Raw genomic sequence first — 16590 nt, 5'->3', positions numbered from 1 at the left:
ACCAGGGCCGGGCTGCGGCGGGGCCGGGCACCGTCTCGCTCGGCTCCAACGAGAGCGGCACGACGTTCGCCAAGCAGCGCGAGGCCCAGGCGGCCGACTACCTGAAGGCCACCGGGACGACCATCGCGATCAACGCGGTCGACCACAACACGTTCCAGGAGAACATCAACACCTACCTGCAGGGCAACCCGGACGACGTGTTCTCCTGGTTCGCCGGCTACCGCATGCGGTTCTTCGCCGAGCAGGGCCTCATCGGCGACGTCAGCTCGGCCTGGCCGCTGCCCGGCGTGGCCGACAAGTTCAAGGCGCAGTCCACCGCCGACGACGGCAAGCAGTACTTCGTCCCGCAGTCCTACTACCCGTGGGCCGTCTTCTACCGGAAGTCGATGTTCCAGACGGCCGGGTACCAGGTGCCCACGACGCTGGACGAGTTCCGGGCGCTGTGTCAGCGGATGCAGGCCGACGGGCTCGTGCCGATCGCGTTCGGCGACAAGGACGGCTGGCCCGCGATGGGCACGTTCGACATGCTCAACATGCGGATCAACGGCTACCAGTACCACGTCGACCTGATGGCGGGTCAGGGCTCGTGGGACTCCCCGCAGGTCAGGACGGTCTTCGACACCTGGCGCGGGCTGCTCCCCTACCACCAGCCCGACGCGCTGGGCCGCACCTGGCAGGAGGCCGCGCAGACCCTGCAGAAGAAGCAGGCCGGGATGTACGTGCTCGGGACGTTCCTCAACGAGCAGTTCCCCGACGACGAGGACGACCTCGACTTCTTCACGTTCCCCGAGATCGACTCCCGCATCGGCGCCACGGCCATCGACGCGCCGATCGACGGCTTCTGCATGTCCGCGAGCCCGGAGAACGAGGAGGGCGCGATCGCGTTCCTCAAGTACATGGCCTCGCCCCAGGCGGCGGCCGCCGCAGCCACCACCGGGCTGCCGATCATCTCGGTCAACTCCGACGCCGACACGAAGCCCTACTCCCAGCTCCAGCTGAAGTCGGCCGAGCTGGTGGGCCAGGCCACGGAGATCGCGCAGTTCCTCGACCGCGACACCCGCCCCGACTTCGCCTCCACCGTGGTGATCCCGGCGTTCCAGCAGTTCATCAGCAACCCGAACGACGTCGACGGCCTCGTGAAGAGCATCGAGGCCCAGAAGCAGTCGATCTTCTCGAGCTGACGGGAGCTGCGAGATGACGTCGGACACGCGCGCCGCGCGCCGGGCCCTGCCGCGCACGCGGCGGCAGCGCAAGCTGGCACCGCGCGACCGGGTGGTGGTCACGCTGATGGTCGTGATCCCCGCGCTGCTGGTGATCGGCCTGGTCTGGCTGCCCGCGATCGGCTCGGTGCTGCTGTCGTTCACGTCGTGGAACGGGATCGGGAGCCTCGACCGGATCAAGGTCGTCGGGGTCGACAACTACGTCGACATCGCGACGATCTACCCGCCCTTCTGGCCCGCGGTGCAGCACAACGTCCTGTGGCTGGCGTTCCTGATCGTCGGCCCCACGCTGCTCGGGGTCCTGTTCGCCGTGCTGCTGGACAAGGAGCTGAAGGGCAGCCGCATCTACCAGACCGCGCTGTACATGCCGGTGGTGCTGTCGCTGGCGCTCGTCGGCTTCATCTGGCAGCTGCTCTACAGCCGGGACCAGGGCCTGCTCAACGCGGTGCTCGGCACGCAGATCGACTGGTACGGCGACCCGGACGTCAACCTGTGGGCGGTGCTGTTCGCCACCGGCTGGCGCCACACCGGCTACATCATGCTGCTGTACCTGGCCGGGCTGAAGGGCGTGGACCCGTCGCTGCGGGAGGCGGCGGCGATCGACGGCTCCGGGGAGGTGTCGACGTTCTTCCGGATCATCCTGCCGGTGATGCGCCCGATCAACCTGATCGTCATCGTCGTCGTGGTGATCGAGTCGCTGCGCGCGTTCGACCTGGTGTGGATCGTGAACCAGGGCCGCAACGGCCTGGAGATCATCGCCGCGCTGGTCACCGCGAACGTCGTCGGTGAGGCGAGTCGCATCGGGTTCGGCTCGGCGATGGCGACGATCATGCTGCTGATCTCGTCGGTGTTCATCACGATCTACCTGCGCGTCGTGATGAGGGAGGACCGGACATGAGCATGACGACGGTCGCGCCGCCTGCTCGGCAGGCCACCCCGGGCAACGCCGCGGGGCCGCCACGGCGACGCGGCCCGCGGGCGCTGCTGCACGCGTTCCTCATCGTCGTGTCGCTGTCGTGGGTGTTCCCGCTCGCCTGGGCGGTGATCAACTCCTTCCGCGACTACGCCTACACCACGGAGCACGGCTACGCCTCGTTCGGCGGGTTCACGTTCGCCAACTACGCCGAGGCGTGGGAGCGCGGGAACTTCGCGCAGGGCTTCCTCAACTCCCTGATCATCACCGTGCCGGCCGTCGTGCTGGTGCTGCTCCTGTCCTCGTGCACCGCGTTCGTCCTCGCGCGGTTCAACTACGCGTTCAACCTGACGTTGCTCGGTGTGTTCCTGGCCGCGAACCTGCTGCCGCCGCAGGCGCTGCTGATCCCGATCTTCCGGCTGTACCGGCAGATCCCGCTGCCGGAGTGGATGAGCGACAGCGGTTCGCTGCTCGGCAGCTACTGGGGACTCATCCTGATCAACGTCGCGTTCCAGATGGGCTTCTGCACGTTCGTGCTGAGCAACTACATGAAGACGGTACCCAGGGAGATCTACGAGTCGGCCGAGATCGACGGGGCGAGCGTCTGGCGCCAGTACTGGCAGCTCACCCTGCCGCTGTGCCGGCCCGCTCTCGCCGCCCTCGCCGTGCTGCAGACCACGTGGGTCTACAACGAGTTCTTCTGGGCCACGGTCCTCATCCAGGACTTCCAGAAGCTCCCGATCACCAGCTCGCTCAACAACCTGCGGGGGCAGTTCTTCGTCGACTACAACCTGCTCTCGGCCGGGTCGGTGCTGGTGGCCCTGCCGGTGCTCGTCGTGTTCTTCGCCCTCCAGAAGCAGTTCGTCTCCGGGCTCACGCTCGGCTCCACGAAGGGTTGATGTGGCTCTACTCCCGTTCGACGGCATCTCGCTGGGCTGTGACTACAACCCCGAGCAGTGGCCGCCCTCCGTCTGGCGTGAGGACGTGGAACTCATGCGGGAGGCCGGCGTCGGGTTCGTGACGCTCGGGGTGTTCTCCTGGGCGCTGCTGCAACCCGGGCCCGACCGGTACGACTTCGGCTGGTTCGACGAGGTGCTCGGCCTGCTGCACGACGGCGGGATCGCGGTGGACATGGCCACGGCCACCGCCGCCCCGCCGCCGTGGCTCACCCACGCCCACCCGGAGATGCTGCCCGTCGACGCCGAGGGCAGGACGCTGTGGCCGGGCAGCCGGCAGTCCTGGTGCCCCAGCTCCCCGGTCTTCCGTGACCACGCGTTGCGGCTGGTCGAGCAGCTGGCGACCCGCTACGGCAGCCATCCCGCCGTCCGGCTCTGGCACGTCAGCAACGAGCTGGGCTGTCACATCGGCAAGTGCTGGTGCGACGTCAGCGCCGCGGCGTTCCGGCGCTGGCTCGCCGACCGGTACGGGACCGTCGACGCGCTGAACGACGCCTGGGGCACCGCGTTCTGGTCGCAGCACTACTCGAGCTTCGACGAGGTGCTGCCGCCGCGGATCACCCCGGCCGTACCCAACCCCACCCACGAGCTGGACTTCGCGCGCTTCTCCTCCGACGCGCTGCTCGACTACTACCGGGCCGAGCGGGACCTGCTGCGGCGGCTGTCGCCCGACGTGCCGGTGACGACGAACCTGATGGTCAGCTCGCATCAGTCCGAGCAGGACTACTTCCGCTGGGCACCGGAGCTGGACCTGATCGCGCAGGACCACTACCTCGACGCCCGGCTGGCGCACCCGCGCGCCGAGCAGGCCTTCACCGACGACCTGACCCGCGGGGTCGCGGGCGGCGCGCCGTGGCTGCTGATGGAGTCGGCCACCTCGGCGGTGAACTGGCAGCCGGTCAACGTGGCGAAACGGCCCGGTGAGCTGCTGGTCGACTCGCTGCGCCACGTCGCCCGCGGGGCCGACGGCGTCGCCTTCTTCCAGTGGCGGGCCTCGCGGGCGGGCGGGGAGAAGTTCCACTCCGCGCTCGTCCCCCACGCCGGCCGCGACTCCCAGCGGTTCCGGGAGGTGGTCGGGCTGGGTGACGCGCTGCGGCGCATCGGTGAGGTCGCCGGGAGCCGGGTCGAGGCCGATGTCGCGCTGCTGTTCGACTGGAACTCCTGGTGGGCGTGTGACCTCGGCTCCCACCCCACCGGCGAGCTGCGGTACGTCGACGCCGTGCACCGCTGGCACCGCGCTGTGACGGAGCTGGGCGCGACCGCCGACGTGGTGCACCCGGAGTCGGACCTCGCGGGCTACCGGCTCGTGATCGTCCCCACGCTGTACCTGGCCTCCGACGTCACGGCCGCCGCCCTGGACACGTACGTCCGCGCCGGCGGGCAGGTGCTCGTCACGTACTTCTCCGGGATCGTCGACGAGCGCGACCACATCCGGCTGGGCGGCTATCCGGGGGCGTTCCGCGAGCTGCTGGGCGTGCGGGCCGAGGAGTTCGCGCCGCTGCCGCCCGGCCAGACGGTCACTCTCGACGACGGCAGCACGGCCGACCTGTGGACCGAGGTCCTCACCGCGCCCGACGCCGAGGTCGTCGCCCGCTACACCGACGGGCCGCTGCCCGGTACGCCCGCGCTCACCCGCCGCGCCGTCGGCGAGGGCGTCGCCTGGTACCTCGCCACCCGGCTGGACGACGCGGCCACCGCGGCGCTGGCCGACCGCCTCACCCGCGACGCCGGGGTGACCCGCCTCACCGGAGCGCAACCGGGCGTGGAGCTGGTGCGACGCGGTCGCCACCTCTTCGTGCTCAACCGCAGCCACGATCCCGTGAAGGTCCCCGCACGGGGCCTCGACCTGCTCACCGGGGAACGCGTGGGCGGTACCGTCGACGTGCCGGCGGGAGGCGCCGCCGTCGTCCGGGAGGAGGAGACCTGATGCTGGCTCGCCAGCGCCAGGAGCTGATCCTGGACGCCGTGCGCACCACCGGTGGCGCCCGCGTCTCCGAGCTCGTGGAACGGCTCGGGGTCTCCGACATGACCGTGCGCCGCGACATCGAGGTGCTCGCCACCCGCGGGCTGGTCACGCGCGTGCACGGCGGCGCCACCGCGGCGGGCAGCAGCGTCGAGGAGCCGGGTTTCGCGGCCAAGGCGGGCCTGCACACGGCGGCGAAGCAGGCCATCGCGGCCGCGGCGGCGGCGCTCATCGAGCCGGGTGCGTCGGTGGCGCTCTCGGCCGGCACCACCACGCACGCCGTGGCGTCGGTGCTGCTCGACATCCCGCGCCTGACCGTCGTCACCAACTCGCTGCGGGTGGCGGAGGTGCTGCACGAGTCGCCCCGGGCCGACCTGACGGTGGTGCTGACCGGCGGCGAGCGCACCCCGTCGGACGCGCTGGTCGGGCCGGTCGCGGTGGCGGCGCTGCGGCGGCTGCACGTCGACTGGCTGCTCATGGGCGTGCACGGGATGGACGCCGAGGCCGGGTTCACCACACCGAACCTGGTGGAGGCGGAGACGAACCGGGCGCTGGTCGCGAGCGCCCGGCAGGTGGCGGTGGTCGCCGACAGTTCGAAATGGGGAGTAGTGGGACTCAGCACGATCGCGACTCTGGACGAGGTGGACGTCGTGATCTGCGACGACGGCCTCGACTCCGACGCGCGCAAGATCCTGGACAACAGCTGCGGACGGTTGGTGCTGGCCGCGTGAACGTCCAGGTCCGCCGCACCCCGACCGTGATGGCCGACGGCCGGGAGCTCATCTACTTCGACGACACCGAGCCCTACGTCAGCGGCGGCGCGAGCCGGGTGGTGCCCGACAGGCGCGACCTCCCGTCGGTGACGCACGGCTCGATCATGCGGTTCGACGTGCTCACCGGGGAGTGGGTGACGATCGCGGCGCACCGCATGGACCGCACGTTCCTGCCGCCCGCCGAGCACTGCCCGCTCGACCCCTCGCGCCCGGGCAAGGAGCCGACGGAGGTGCCGGCGTCGGACTACGACGTGGTCGTGTTCGAGAACCGGTTCCCCTCCTTCGCCCAGGAGATCGACGGCGAGATCTCTCCCGAGGTGGACGGAAACCCGCTGTGGCCGCAGCGCCCGGCCGTGGGGCGCTGCGAGGTCGTCCTGTTCACCAGCGACCACAACTCGTCCTTCGCGGCGCTGCCCGTGGAGCGGGTGCGCACGGTGATCGAGGCGTGGGCCGACCGCACCGCCGCGCTCTCCGCGATCCCGGGGGTCGACGAGGTCTTCCCCTTCGAGAACCGCGGCAAGGAGATCGGGGTCACCCTCGAGCATCCGCACGGGCAGATCTACGCCTACCCGTTCGTCACCCCGCGCACGGCGCAGTTGCTCGCGCGCTCGGCCGAACACCGCCAGCGCACCGGTCGCGACCTCATGGGCGACGTGCTCGACAGCGAGCGCAAGGCCGGCACCCGCATCGTCCTCGAGGGCGAGCACTTCACGGCGTTCGTGCCGGCGGCGGCGCGCTGGCCCGTGGAGGCGCATCTCGTCCCGCACCGGGCCGTGCCCGACTTCGCCGCCCTCGACGGTGCGGAGCGCGACGAGCTCGCGGTGATGTACCGCGACCTGCTGCAGCGGTTCAGCCGCTACTTCGGCGAGCTGCCGCCCTACATCGCCGGCTGGCACCAGGCGCCCGTGCACACCGGGCGGGACCTCACCCGGCTGCACCTGCGGCTGTTCTCGCTGCGGCGCGCGCCGGGCAAGCTCAAGTACCTGGCCGGGTCGGAGTCGGGCGCGGGCGCCTGGATCAACGACGCCGCCCCGGAACGGATCGCGGAGCGGCTGCGGGACGTGGGCACGCCGTGACGGGGTTCCGGGAGCTCTTCGAGCGCGCACCGGACGGCCGGTGGGCCGCCCCGGGCCGGGTCAACCTGATCGGCGAACACGTCGACTACGCCCAAGGCCTGTGCCTGCCCTTCGCGATCGCCGAGCGCACCGTGGTCGAGGTGGCCGCCCGCGACGACGGCCGCGTCCGGCTGCGCAGCCTCGCCGAGGACGACGACTGGAGCGGCACGCTCGACGACATCGGCCCCGCCTCCCCCGCGGGCTGGGCCGGCTACGCCGCCGGCGTGCTGTGGGCGCTGCGGCGGGCCGGGCACGAGGTCGGCGGGATCGACCTGCTGGTCACCGACACCGTGCCGCTCGGGGCGGGGCTGTCGTCGTCCGCGGCGCTGGAGTGCTCCACCGCACTCGCCGTCGACGACCTGTTCGGCCTCGGGCTCGGCGGCACGCCCTCCGGCAGGCGACAGCTGGCGGCGGCGTGCATCAGCGCGGAGAACGACGTGGTCGGCGCGGCCACCGGCGGGATGGACCAGGCCACGTCGATGCTGGCGGTGGCGGGCAACGCGCTGCTGCTCGACATGCGCGACGGCACCGACCGCGCGGTCCCGTTCACACCGGCCGACGCCGGGCTCGCGGTGCTCGTGATCGACACGCGCGTCCGGCACCGCCTCGCCGACGGCCAGTACGGGAAGCGTCGCGCGGCCGTGGAGAAGGCGGCCGCCGCGCTGGGGAGGCCCAGCCTCCGCGACGTCACGCTCGCCGAGGTAACCACGCTCGACCCGGAGCTACTCCCCCGCGCCCGCCACATCGTCACCGAGATCGCCCGGGTGCGGGATGCGGTGGCGCTGCTGGACGCGGGACGCCTGGCCGAGATCGGCCCACTGCTGGACGCCTCGCACGCCTCGCTCGCCCACGACTACGAGGTGTCGTCCGACGAGCTCGACCTGGCCTGCTGGGCGGCCCGGCGCGCCGGCGCGCTCGGAGCCAGGATGACCGGGGGCGGGTTCGGCGGCTCGGCCATCGCGCTGGTGCCACTGGAACAGACCGACACGGTCGCGTCGGAGGTGCGGACCGCGTTCGCGGAGGCGGGGTACCGGGAGCCGGAGATCCGCGCCGCGGAGCCGTCGGCCGGGGCGCAGCGGGTGAGCTGACGGTCGGCATGAGGCCACGGTGCACACGTCAGGACGTGTGCACGGTGGCCACGGGGTGTGTGCGGCCGGCCATGGGGTCCTAGTCGCGGAAGGTCGAGCGCGGGAGCAGGTCGCCCAGGGGGCCGAGGTCGATGTTGAGGTCCTCGGCCCGCAGGCCGAAGTGCTCCCGGAGCTCGGTCATCGCCTCCTCGAGGCGCATCAGCCCGAGCCCGAGCCGCTCCACCGTCTCGTCCGGGAGATCACCCGACTCGACCCGGCGGATCGCCTGGCGCTCCATCAGCTGGCGGACCAGCTCCACGATGGTGAGCACGAGCCTGCCGAGATCGCGGCCGATCGCCTCCGGGTCGAGCTGAATCTTCGAGGGAAGATCGGTCATGAGTCCACCAAGGTCTGCACGGAGCTGATCAGGGCGCGCAGCGAGATGTGCACCAGCTCGACGTCGGCCAGCGAGATGGTGATGTCGCCGGTGATCACGACGCCGCCTGCGAGCAACCGGTCCAGCAGGTCGACCAGCGCCACGTCACGGTCGGGCACGGCGGCGGTCACTGCTCCTCCAGCGTGGCGAACGAGTACGGCGCCCACGGACCGGTGAGCTCGAGCCGCAGGGTGGGCTCGTCCCGGTCCTCGATCAGCCGGTGCAGTGCGGCCGCCCCGGCCTCGTCCACGAGGTAGGCGGCATTGAGCACCATCTCCTCGCGGTGGCCGCTGAGCCGTGGGTCCTGCGGTGCGTACCGGCGGCTCGCCACCGCGACGGCCGCGAGGTCACCGTGCGCCGCCTCCGCCGCGGCGACCGCATCCTGCAGACCGCGGGCAGCGCGGTCGCGCTCGGCGCGCCGGCGCAACAGGTAGGACGTGCCGGGCCGGGTGTCGTCGACGGCCGGTGACTCGGCCCCGCCCGGGGTGGGCGCGGCGAAGATCTTCACGCCCCACTCGGTGCGTCCCCTGATCCGATCGAGGGCGGCGGCGAACGCCGGGCCGTTGTCGTCCAGGAGGGCCCGGACGTTGTCGTCATCCAGGTACACGGTGGCCAGCCGCACCGGCGCCACCGGCCCCGACTGCGCCACGGCCGCGACCACGCCGTGGTGGGCGCGTGCGGTGCTCTCCAGCCACTGCAGATCCTCCAGGCTGCGCCGCAGCGCCTCCTCGCTGAACCGCGTGGGGTCGACGGAGCTGACCACCGCCGCGAGCCCGCCCGAGACGACCTGCCGCACGGAGGTGTCGTCGACACCGGTGACCGCCGGGAGCTCCTGCGTGGCGTCGGTGACGGCGTAGACGTACACGAGGGAGTCAGCCATCGTCGCGCCTCCGCCGCTCGACCGGACGCCGTGCTCGCCGCTGGGGCCTCCTCGGTGGGGCCGCCTCGACCGCCTCCTCCGGTTCCGGGTCGCCCGGCTCCTCGTCGTCGTCGACCAGCTCCTCGTCGTCGGCGTCGACCTCGTCGTCCTCGGTGTCCGCCGGCTCCTCGTCGTCCTCGGCGTCGACCAGCTCCTCCGGGGCCGGCTCGACCACCTCCGGGGCCGGCTCGACCACGTCCTTCGGAGCCACGACCGACCGCCCGGCGGGGGCCGCGCCGCCGTCGAGCTCCGGCGCGCTCCCCGCTTCGAGCGCGGCGATGCGTTCCTTCAGCAGCCGGTTCTCCTCGATGAGACCACCACTGCTCTTGCCGGAGCTCAGCGTCGGGTCGTGCTCCCACCAGTCGATGCCCATCTCCTTGGCCTTGTCGACCGAGGCCACGAGCAGCCTGATCTTGATCGTCAGGAGCTCGATGTCGAGCAGGTTCACCCGGATGTCTCCGGCGATCACGATGCCCTTGTCCAGGACCCGCTCGAGGATGTCGGCCAGGTTGGTCGACGTCTCCTGCCTGCGCTCGGGGGGACGAGCACGGCTGGACATGGGTAGGCCGCCGGAAGTCATCGGCTCTCCTTGTCGAATTGGCCACGTGCGTACCGCCGGGTCCGGCGGTACGAGAGCAGATCACCATCGCGGTCGAGCCGCACCTCGTAGATCGCGAGGACGTCGGTGGTGTCCGGGATCCGATGGCTCTCCACGACCTCGACGTCGACATGCCAGTCGCCGTCACGGCGGTCGATCGCGACCACGTTCTCCGGTTCGAGCCCGGTGAACTCTGCAACGTTCTCCATGGCCAGGCGCGCGGCCGCGGCCGCCCGGATGGCGGGCGCCGGCCGTTCGCGCGGACCGGGCCCGTCGTCCCGGTCGGTTGCCGGCGCAGGCCTGCGCCGGGCCCCCGACCCTCCGGGCGGTCCGCCGGCCGGTCGCCGCCGGGGCCTGTCCTGCTCGTCGTGCTCCTCGTCCCGCTCGGCAGCGGGCGGTGCGTGCTTCGCCTCCCGCCCGCTGCCGTTGCCCACTTCTCGCAAGCGACGGGGTGCCACCTGCTCCTCGTCAGCCACCTCGGCTCCATCCCTCGCCTGTCGGATGCCAGGCGTCGGTCGGACATCATCGGACATCCAGCCGACTACACGGCACCCGATGCGGCAACCCGGGGACGGATCCGGCCGTGGACCTAGCTCCGGCGCACCATCAGCCGTTGCAACAGCTCGTTCTCGAGCTCGTCGGCCTCCTCGTCGGACAGCTCGCCGCTCTGGCGGGCCTCGTCGATCCGCTCCAGCTGGGCGCGGATCCGAGCCGGGTCGTAGTACTGCTCCTCAGCGTGTTCCCGGATCTGCTCAGCCATCCACAGAACCCCGCGAACAGGAGCGAGCGGCAGGGTGAGCAGACCGGTCAGCAGGCCCACGTGATCACTCCGCGGGGATGAAGTCGTACGGCGCCAGCGGACCGAGCAGCCGGAGGCGTATCCGGCCGTCGAGCTCGCTGCCCAGGTTCTCCACCGCCTCGTCGAAGTCGCCCAGGCGATCGCGCTCCACCAGGAAGGCCGCGTTGACCACGTCCTCCGGCTGGCTCGGCTGGTTGGCCACGAGCGACACGGCGAACGGTTCCAGGCGGTCCAGGATCTGGGCCGCGTCACCCTCGCGCTGCTCCTCGAGCACGTTGACGACCAGCTCGCCCAGCCGCACGCGGTCGTAGTAGGACGCGTCCTCGGGGAGCTCGCTGATCTTGTCCTGCAGCGCCCGGATCTCGGCGTTGGCCTGCAGCACCTCGCCCAGCACCGCGTCCTCAACGTAGCGGCCCTTCAGGGTGTACTGCACCCTGCCCTCGAGATCGTCGAGGACGGCCAGGAAGTGGTCCTGGTTCGGCGCGAGCAGCTCCTCGACCACGGCATCCTCCGCGGTGACGGCAGGGAACCGCATCGGGAGGACGGCCGCGTTCGCCGCCACGGCGTCGACCACTGCCTCGTGGGCGAGCAGGTCCTTGCGGGTGCCCAGCGGACGGTCCAGCGGGATGTCGCTGACGATCGCCGCGACCTCACCCTCCACCATCGTCGACACCTGGCCCGACGGTCCGAGGCCCTCCAGCCCGGCGGGCAGCTCCGTGCCCGCCCGGACGAGCCCGTAGACGTACACCGGGACCACCTGTTCCTCGTCGCCCTCAGGCGTCTGCATGTCGCTCACGGCCTCGCTCATTCGTCACGCTCCCGCTGACGGGGACGCCTGCGTGGCGCCGCCTCCCGATCCTCCCGCCCACTGCTGAGCAGCTCGCCGACCTTGTCGACGGCCGCGTCGAGCGCGCCGGAGGTCTTCCCCTTGGCGCCGCCCTCGGTGATGCTCTGCGTCAGCTCACCCAGGTCCTTGGGCTTGGCGCCCTTGCCGTAGAGGTCGGCGCGGTTGGTCGCCTCGGCGAAGCGCAGGAACGTGTCCACGCTCGCCACGACGATCCGGGCGTCGATGGTCAGGATCTCGATCCCGACCAGTGACACACGCACGAACACGTCGATCACCAGGCCCTTGTCGAGGATGAGCTCGATGACGTCCGCGAGCCCACCTCCGGGGCCACCGCCGCCTCGCTCGACGACGCCACCCCCGCCGCCGCCTCTCTGTGCCGACACTGTCATTCGTCATCGCCCCCGTCGTGATCTCGACGCCGCCACCGGCCGGCGGGCCTTCTCGGCCCGTTCGTCGTCGTCCGAGTCCTCGTCGGCCTCGGCGACCTCCTCCGGCTCCTCGTCGACGTACTCGTCCTCGGCCTCGTCGGCCTCGTCGGCCTGGTCCTCGTCGCCCTGGTCCTCGTCGCCCGTGTCGGCGTACTCGTCGTCCTCGTCGTAGGCCTCGTCGTCCTCCTCGTACGCCTGGCCGTTGACGGCCCCGCCGTCGGCGTCCTCGGCGTCCTCGACGTCCTCGTCGCCCTCCTCGGACTGGTCCTCGGCGGCCTCGCGCCCGGTGTCCTCGTCGCCCTCGGTCTCCTCGTCGGCGCCTTCGGCACCGGCGGTGTCCTCGGCGGCCTGGTCCTCCTCCTCCTGGGCGCGCTGCTCCTCCTCGATGGCCTCCTCGTGGGTCTTGGTGACCTCGCTGTCGTGGATCTCGCCGCGCCAGCCCTCGACGTCCTCCTGGTGGATCAGGACGTTGCTCATCGCGTGCCGGCGGAAGTGCTGGAACTCCAGCCGGGCCCGGCGGCCCTGGGCGCGCCAGAGGTTGCCGGTGCGCTCGAACAGACCCTGCGGGTAGTACTCGAGGATCAGCGCGATGTGAGTCAGGTTGGGGCCGAGAGCGGTGAAGCTGACCCCGCCGTCGACGTGGCCCTTCGGGCCCTTCGACCGCCAGACGATGTGGGAGTCGGGCACCTGCTCGACGACCGTCGCCTCCCACGTCCGGTGCGAGAGGAAGACCTGCGCCTTCCAGTTCATCTTCTCGTCCGACGCCTGCTCGACGCTCTCGACCTTCTTCATGAAGGTCGGGAAGTCGGCGAACTGGGTCCACAGGTCGTAGGTCGTGCGCAGGGGCAGGCCGACGTCCTGGCTCTCGCTGATGACGGTGACCTTCAGCTTCTTCTGGCCGCCCGAGCCCCCGCCGCCACCACCGAAGGCGTTCTTCATCTTGTCCTTGAGCGCGGTGAAGCCTCGCTTCAGGAAGCCGGGGCGCGACTCGCCGTCGTCACCCTCCTCGCCGTCGTCGTCCTCGTCGCTCTCCGAGCGCTCCTTGCCGCCGAGCGCGGTCCGCAGGCCCTGCCCGCCGCTCTCGGCGACGCCGGTCAGGCGCTCGGACAGGCCGCTCACCCGGTCGGTCGCGGCCTCGGCGGCACGCTGCACGAGCAGGCCGAGCAGGCGCTGCCCGGCATCCTTCAGCGCGTCCGTGGGCAGCGCGTCGCTGAGGCTCGGCTTGTCGGTCGTCTCAGCCATCGCCGTCGCTCCGTTGGGTCCGTGCGGTCCGGCCGGTCTTGCGGCCGGCCGTGGACTTGCTCGCGCCGCGACCCGCACCCGAAGCCGGGGCTGCCGTCCGCTTGAGCGTCGCCGTGGCGGCCGCTGCGTTCTTGCCGGCGCGGGCAGGCGCCGCCTTGGTCGAGCGCGTCCTGGGCCGGGCCGCGGGCTTCGGCTCGGGCTCGGGCTCGGGTTCCGGCTCGTCCTCGTAGTCGTCCTCGTCCTCCGCCGCAGGTGCGCTGTCGTCGTCGACGACGTCCTCGTCCTCGTACTCGTCCGTCTCGGGCTCGGGCTCCTCGTCGGCCTTCCGCCGGCTCGGTGCCGCAACGTCGCCGAGGGACTCCACCCTCTTGCCGACCCGGTCGGTGAGCGACTCGACCTGGCGAGCGGCCACTGCCAGCGCGGCGCTCTTGCCGGCCTCCAGGAGCCGGCCGCGCACCTCATCGGTGAGCCGCGACAACTCGGGCGAGCTGTTCAGGAGCTTCGTCCCGGTCTTCAGTAGCTCGCCGGGACCTCCCGCCCGCCGCCCGGCAGCCATCCCGCCCAGCATCATGGCGAGCTTCATCTTCTTGGTTCGTCCGAGGAAGTAGCCGCCGACCACGCCGAGGGCTACTCGGGCTCCACACTTCACTGGATCTCCTCTGTCCGTAGTCGCGGATGTCAGTTATTTGTTGGTTTCGGCAATCGCGTGAAACGACAACCATCGCGCCGAAACCATTCCGACGCAATACGCGCCTCCTGACGGCCGCCACAACGACTACCCCCGGTGAAGGCCGCACACACGCCTGCGGGTCACTCACGGAAGAATCTTCGTGAAATTAGGCCGTTCGGCGCAGAGAGCGCCGCCGAGTGCCGGAACTCAGATGGAGTAAAGCTGCCGTGATCGCCACGAAATCACCGGAATGCCCAGTCGGGTGTCGAAGTTCGTGCTCCGGGACAGCGCGATCGCCGGCGGCCGGATCGAGCCAGGACCTGCGCTCGCCCTCCGCTGCAGGTGGCGCGCAGTGCGGCGCCGGGACGACCCGTCCATCGGAGCGTCCGGGACGCCGGACGCATCTGAGCCGGTCGTGCCGTCCAGGACGGGCGCGCCGACCGCCGCCCGGACCATCGCCCGTTGCCCCGGATGGTCCGGGCCCGGCGACACGTGGACGAGCGCGCCGACGGGCCTCGCCCGGGTCAGCGTCGGGTCAGCGCCCTGCCGTCATCGCGAGGCGGCCCGCACAGCCAGCCACACGGCGGCGACGATCAACACGAGCAGGAGCAGGACGACCGTCACCGGCAGCAGGACCAGCGCGAGTACCAGCGCCACGATGATCGCCACCCGGACCGCCGGGCTCAGTGCACCGAACGCACCCTTGATCGCTCCCCAGACCGGGTTGCGGCCCTGCATCCCCGCCCGGACGCCACCGAGCAGCGCGTTCAGGGGGACGCCACCGCGGGCCGCGATCTCGTCGAAGCTCTGGGCCAGCGTCTCGACCTTCTCCAACGCGAGCCCGAACGCCCGCTCGAGCACCGTGGCGAGCAGCTTGCGGAGGCTGGCCTTCAACTCCTCGAGAGCCTGCTCGGTGGGCCGGGCGCTGATACCGGCCGGAGCCCCCGGCGCCGCGCGCCCCGTCGTCTCGACCATCAGCCCGTCCTCTTCTCCGTCCACCTCTCCGTTCGAGCAGAACTGCCCGACGGATGGTGCGACCGCGTTCGTCAGATACCCGTCCGCTCGTGCTTCTACTCGATCAGATGCGGTTCGGCGCCGTACTCCATCAGCATGTGTCACGAAACTCGATCTAGCACAACCGCTGGGCGTCGTAATTTCCGACCGGGCCGGGAATAGGCATTCCACGGGCCCTGGGGCCGTACTCCGGGCCGCCGCCTAGCGCCAACACCTCTCGATGCTGGTCTGGGCCCCGCGGTCGAAGTCGGTGTCCATCGTGAACGTCTGCCGAACCCGGCAGATCACCCTTTCCCCGACCCGCACGTCGGCCGGGATCTCGGCGACCAGGTCACCGGTGGCGGCGGCGTCCAGGGCCTCCGCCGGCAACGGCGGCGCGAACCGCACCGAGGAGTAACCCCGACCGGCCGCCTCGGAGAGCTCGACGGCCTCCACGACGGCGGCCACGTCGGCGGCCCAGCTCTGGGCGCGGTACGCGGGGTACGCGACGAGCCCGATGGGGATCATCAGCAGCGCGGCCAGGACGGCCAGCAGGGCAAGGCACACCCCGGGAAGGGAGCCGCCCATCCGAGGGCCAGAGCCCGACTCTCGTTGCATGATCAAACAATGCCATCTCATCCGGATCGTCGGATCGCCGAGACCACGCAGACCGGGACGATCGACCGGTGGATGGGCGAAACCCCGCCCATCAGACGCCGCCACCCGGGAGACTGGACCGCGTGTACACCCCCGCGCACTTCGCCGCCGACGCCGCCACCGTGCGGAAGCTGCTCCACCGCCCGCAGGCCGCCGACCTGGTCACCATGACCGACGAGGGGATGCTCGCCACCTTCCTCCCTCTCCTCTTCGACCCGGACGACGGCGAGCACGGCGTCCTGCGCGGCCACGTCGCCCGCAACAACGACCAGTGGCGACGGCCGCCGACCGGCGAGGCGCTCGTGATCGTGCACGGCCCTGACGCCTACATCACGCCGAACTGGTACGCCTCGAAGGCCGAGCACGGCCGCGTGGTGCCGACGTGGAACTACCTCACCGCTCACGTCTACGGGGTGCTCCGGACCCACGAGGACCCGGCGTGGCTCGATGCGCTGGTCCGCAGGCTCACCGACCTGCACGAGTCGCGCGAACCCGCCCCGTGGTCGGTCGACGACGCGCCCTCCGCGTTCGTGGCCGGGCAGCTGCGCGCGATCGTCGGCGTCGAGGTGGTGATCAGCCGCATCGAGGCGAAGGTGAAGATGAGCCAGAACCGGCCGGCCGCGGATATCGACGGCGTGCTGGCGGGGCTGGACGCACGGGGCGACGCTCCCATGTCCACCGCGGTGCGGGCCGCCCGCCCGGTCTGATCCGTCCCGTCGCACCCCTTCAGTAATACACGGCATCGTGGAAGGCGATCTCCGCTCGCAGCACACCGCTGAACCAGCGGTCCAGCTCGGTGTCGCCCACCTCGTTCGGGTCCAGGGCGTCGATGTCGGCGCGCAGCGCGTCCACCTGGGCGAGGAACGCGGGTGCGGTGTGCAGGTCGATCCACTCCTGCAGGTCGGGCGCACGCCGGGCCGGGATCTCCCCCGCCGAGGCGCACCAGCGCGCGTACATCGTCTCGGCCGCGAACATCCCGGCCACCGCGGCGGCC

Annotated in this window: 20 protein-coding genes and 1 pseudogene; 8 read left to right on the top strand and 13 right to left on the bottom strand. The window is 71.3% G+C overall.

All coding sequences use genetic code 11. The features are described 5' to 3' along the window. The 7 genes from HF577_RS31440 to galK form a co-directional block, all read left to right on the top strand. Positions 1-1181 (top strand): ABC transporter substrate-binding protein (locus HF577_RS31440; protein WP_169399628.1); only part of this gene is annotated, 1181 nt, incomplete at its 5' end. A gap of 13 nt (positions 1182-1194) precedes the next feature. Continuing rightward, positions 1195-2118: a carbohydrate ABC transporter permease gene (locus HF577_RS31435; protein WP_169399627.1), complete on the top strand. Its 924-nt coding sequence runs from the start codon at positions 1195-1197 to the stop codon at positions 2116-2118. Then, on the top strand, positions 2115-3032 hold the full coding sequence (locus HF577_RS31430) for a carbohydrate ABC transporter permease (RefSeq protein ID WP_169399626.1): 918 nt from the start codon (positions 2115-2117) through the stop codon (positions 3030-3032). Before HF577_RS31435 ends, HF577_RS31430 begins: the two co-directional genes overlap by 4 nt. 1 nt (position 3033) lies before the next feature. Continuing rightward, a complete protein-coding gene (locus HF577_RS31425; RefSeq protein WP_312859507.1) occupies positions 3034-5016 on the top strand; it encodes a beta-galactosidase in 1983 nt (660 codons plus the stop codon). After that, complete coding sequence (locus HF577_RS31420) at positions 5016-5783, top strand: DeoR/GlpR family DNA-binding transcription regulator (RefSeq protein ID WP_169399625.1); 768 nt, start codon at positions 5016-5018, stop codon at positions 5781-5783. Before HF577_RS31425 ends, HF577_RS31420 begins: the two co-directional genes overlap by 1 nt. A 29-nt stretch (positions 5784-5812) precedes the next feature. Then, positions 5813-6901 carry a galactose-1-phosphate uridylyltransferase gene (gene galT, locus HF577_RS31415; RefSeq protein ID WP_169399630.1) on the top strand — a complete coding sequence of 363 codons (1089 nt, stop codon included), beginning with the start codon at positions 5813-5815 and terminating at the stop codon, positions 6899-6901. Further along, the gene (gene galK, locus HF577_RS31410) at positions 6898-8028 is read left to right on the top strand and encodes a galactokinase (protein WP_169399624.1); all 1131 of its coding nucleotides are present in this window, start codon (positions 6898-6900) and stop codon (positions 8026-8028) included. Before galT ends, galK begins: the two co-directional genes overlap by 4 nt. Positions 8029-8107: 79 nt before the next feature. Here the strand turns inward: galK and HF577_RS31405 are convergent, their stop codons facing one another. The 12 genes from HF577_RS31405 to HF577_RS31350 all read right to left on the bottom strand — a co-directional run bounded on the left by HF577_RS31405 (position 8108) and on the right by HF577_RS31350 (position 15557). Continuing rightward, complete coding sequence (locus HF577_RS31405; protein ID WP_169399623.1) at positions 8108-8404, bottom strand: gas vesicle protein K; 297 nt, start codon at positions 8402-8404, stop codon at positions 8108-8110. Beyond that, positions 8401-8574: a gas vesicle protein gene (locus HF577_RS31400; protein ID WP_312859506.1), complete on the bottom strand. Its 174-nt coding sequence runs from the start codon at positions 8572-8574 to the stop codon at positions 8401-8403. The genes HF577_RS31405 and HF577_RS31400 overlap by 4 nt, the downstream gene beginning before the upstream one ends. Continuing rightward, a complete protein-coding gene (locus tag HF577_RS31395) occupies positions 8571-9323 on the bottom strand; it encodes a GvpL/GvpF family gas vesicle protein (RefSeq protein ID WP_169399621.1) in 753 nt (250 codons plus the stop codon). Before HF577_RS31395 ends, HF577_RS31400 begins: the two co-directional genes overlap by 4 nt. Then, a complete protein-coding gene (locus HF577_RS40280) occupies positions 9316-9942 on the bottom strand; it encodes a gas vesicle protein (protein ID WP_407692258.1) in 627 nt (208 codons plus the stop codon). The genes HF577_RS31395 and HF577_RS40280 overlap by 8 nt, the downstream gene beginning before the upstream one ends. After that, on the bottom strand, positions 9939-10436 hold the full coding sequence (gene gvpO, locus HF577_RS39945; RefSeq protein ID WP_312859505.1) for a gas vesicle protein GvpO: 498 nt from the start codon (positions 10434-10436) through the stop codon (positions 9939-9941). The genes HF577_RS40280 and gvpO overlap by 4 nt, the downstream gene beginning before the upstream one ends. 113 nt (positions 10437-10549) lie before the next feature. Further along, positions 10550-10780 carry a gas vesicle protein GvpG gene (locus HF577_RS31380; RefSeq protein WP_169399619.1) on the bottom strand — a complete coding sequence of 77 codons (231 nt, stop codon included), beginning with the start codon at positions 10778-10780 and terminating at the stop codon, positions 10550-10552. Between the two features lie 4 nt (positions 10781-10784). Then, the gene (locus HF577_RS31375) at positions 10785-11567 is read right to left on the bottom strand and encodes a GvpL/GvpF family gas vesicle protein (RefSeq protein WP_246267644.1); all 783 of its coding nucleotides are present in this window, start codon (positions 11565-11567) and stop codon (positions 10785-10787) included. Further along, the gene (gene gvpJ / locus HF577_RS31370) at positions 11564-11995 is read right to left on the bottom strand and encodes a gas vesicle protein GvpJ (RefSeq protein ID WP_169399618.1); all 432 of its coding nucleotides are present in this window, start codon (positions 11993-11995) and stop codon (positions 11564-11566) included. Before gvpJ ends, HF577_RS31375 begins: the two co-directional genes overlap by 4 nt. A 3-nt stretch (positions 11996-11998) precedes the next feature. After that, positions 11999-13276 carry an SRPBCC family protein gene (locus HF577_RS31365; protein ID WP_169399617.1) on the bottom strand — a complete coding sequence of 426 codons (1278 nt, stop codon included), beginning with the start codon at positions 13274-13276 and terminating at the stop codon, positions 11999-12001. After that, positions 13269-13925: a hypothetical protein gene (locus tag HF577_RS31360; protein ID WP_169399616.1), complete on the bottom strand. Its 657-nt coding sequence runs from the start codon at positions 13923-13925 to the stop codon at positions 13269-13271. The genes HF577_RS31365 and HF577_RS31360 overlap by 8 nt, the downstream gene beginning before the upstream one ends. A gap of 570 nt (positions 13926-14495) precedes the next feature. Beyond that, positions 14496-14921 carry a hypothetical protein gene (locus HF577_RS31355; protein ID WP_169399615.1) on the bottom strand — a complete coding sequence of 142 codons (426 nt, stop codon included), beginning with the start codon at positions 14919-14921 and terminating at the stop codon, positions 14496-14498. A 240-nt stretch (positions 14922-15161) separates the two neighbouring features. Further along, positions 15162-15557: a hypothetical protein gene (locus tag HF577_RS31350; RefSeq protein ID WP_169399613.1), complete on the bottom strand. Its 396-nt coding sequence runs from the start codon at positions 15555-15557 to the stop codon at positions 15162-15164. Between the two features lie 122 nt (positions 15558-15679). On the opposite strand from HF577_RS31350, the gene HF577_RS31345 reads away from it, so the two are divergent. After that, the gene (locus HF577_RS31345; protein WP_169399614.1) at positions 15680-16303 is read left to right on the top strand and encodes an FMN-binding negative transcriptional regulator; all 624 of its coding nucleotides are present in this window, start codon (positions 15680-15682) and stop codon (positions 16301-16303) included. 19 nt (positions 16304-16322) lie between these two features. On the opposite strand, the pseudogene HF577_RS31340 reads toward HF577_RS31345, so the two are convergent. Beyond that, a pseudogene (locus HF577_RS31340) lies at positions 16323-16590 on the bottom strand (hypothetical protein); the annotation flags it as partial.

The organism is Pseudonocardia xinjiangensis (assembly GCF_012911925.1).
Lineage (GTDB): Bacteria > Actinomycetota > Actinomycetes > Mycobacteriales > Pseudonocardiaceae > Pseudonocardia > Pseudonocardia xinjiangensis.
This window is presented reverse-complemented; position numbering and strand designations above follow the sequence as displayed.

Coding starts and splice junctions, on each gene's coding strand:
- HF577_RS31350 (WP_169399613.1), bottom strand. CDS start 15,557: ATGCAACGAGAGTCGGGCTCTGGCCCTCGGATGGGCGGCTCCCTTCCC.
- HF577_RS31375 (WP_246267644.1), bottom strand. CDS start 11,567: ATGAGCGAGGCCGTGAGCGACATGCAGACGCCTGAGGGCGACGAGGAA.
- HF577_RS31395 (WP_169399621.1), bottom strand. CDS start 9,323: ATGGCTGACTCCCTCGTGTACGTCTACGCCGTCACCGACGCCACGCAG.
- HF577_RS31420 (WP_169399625.1), top strand. CDS start 5,016: ATGCTGGCTCGCCAGCGCCAGGAGCTGATCCTGGACGCCGTGCGCACC.
- HF577_RS31355 (WP_169399615.1), bottom strand. CDS start 14,921: ATGGTCGAGACGACGGGGCGCGCGGCGCCGGGGGCTCCGGCCGGTATC.
- HF577_RS31430 (WP_169399626.1), top strand. CDS start 2,115: ATGAGCATGACGACGGTCGCGCCGCCTGCTCGGCAGGCCACCCCGGGC.
- HF577_RS31365 (WP_169399617.1), bottom strand. CDS start 13,276: ATGGCTGAGACGACCGACAAGCCGAGCCTCAGCGACGCGCTGCCCACG.
- HF577_RS31435 (WP_169399627.1), top strand. CDS start 1,195: ATGACGTCGGACACGCGCGCCGCGCGCCGGGCCCTGCCGCGCACGCGG.
- galT (WP_169399630.1), top strand. CDS start 5,813: ATGGCCGACGGCCGGGAGCTCATCTACTTCGACGACACCGAGCCCTAC.
- HF577_RS31405 (WP_169399623.1), bottom strand. CDS start 8,404: ATGACCGATCTTCCCTCGAAGATTCAGCTCGACCCGGAGGCGATCGGC.
- gvpJ (WP_169399618.1), bottom strand. CDS start 11,995: ATGACAGTGTCGGCACAGAGAGGCGGCGGCGGGGGTGGCGTCGTCGAG.
- HF577_RS40280 (WP_407692258.1), bottom strand. CDS start 9,942: ATGACTTCCGGCGGCCTACCCATGTCCAGCCGTGCTCGTCCCCCCGAG.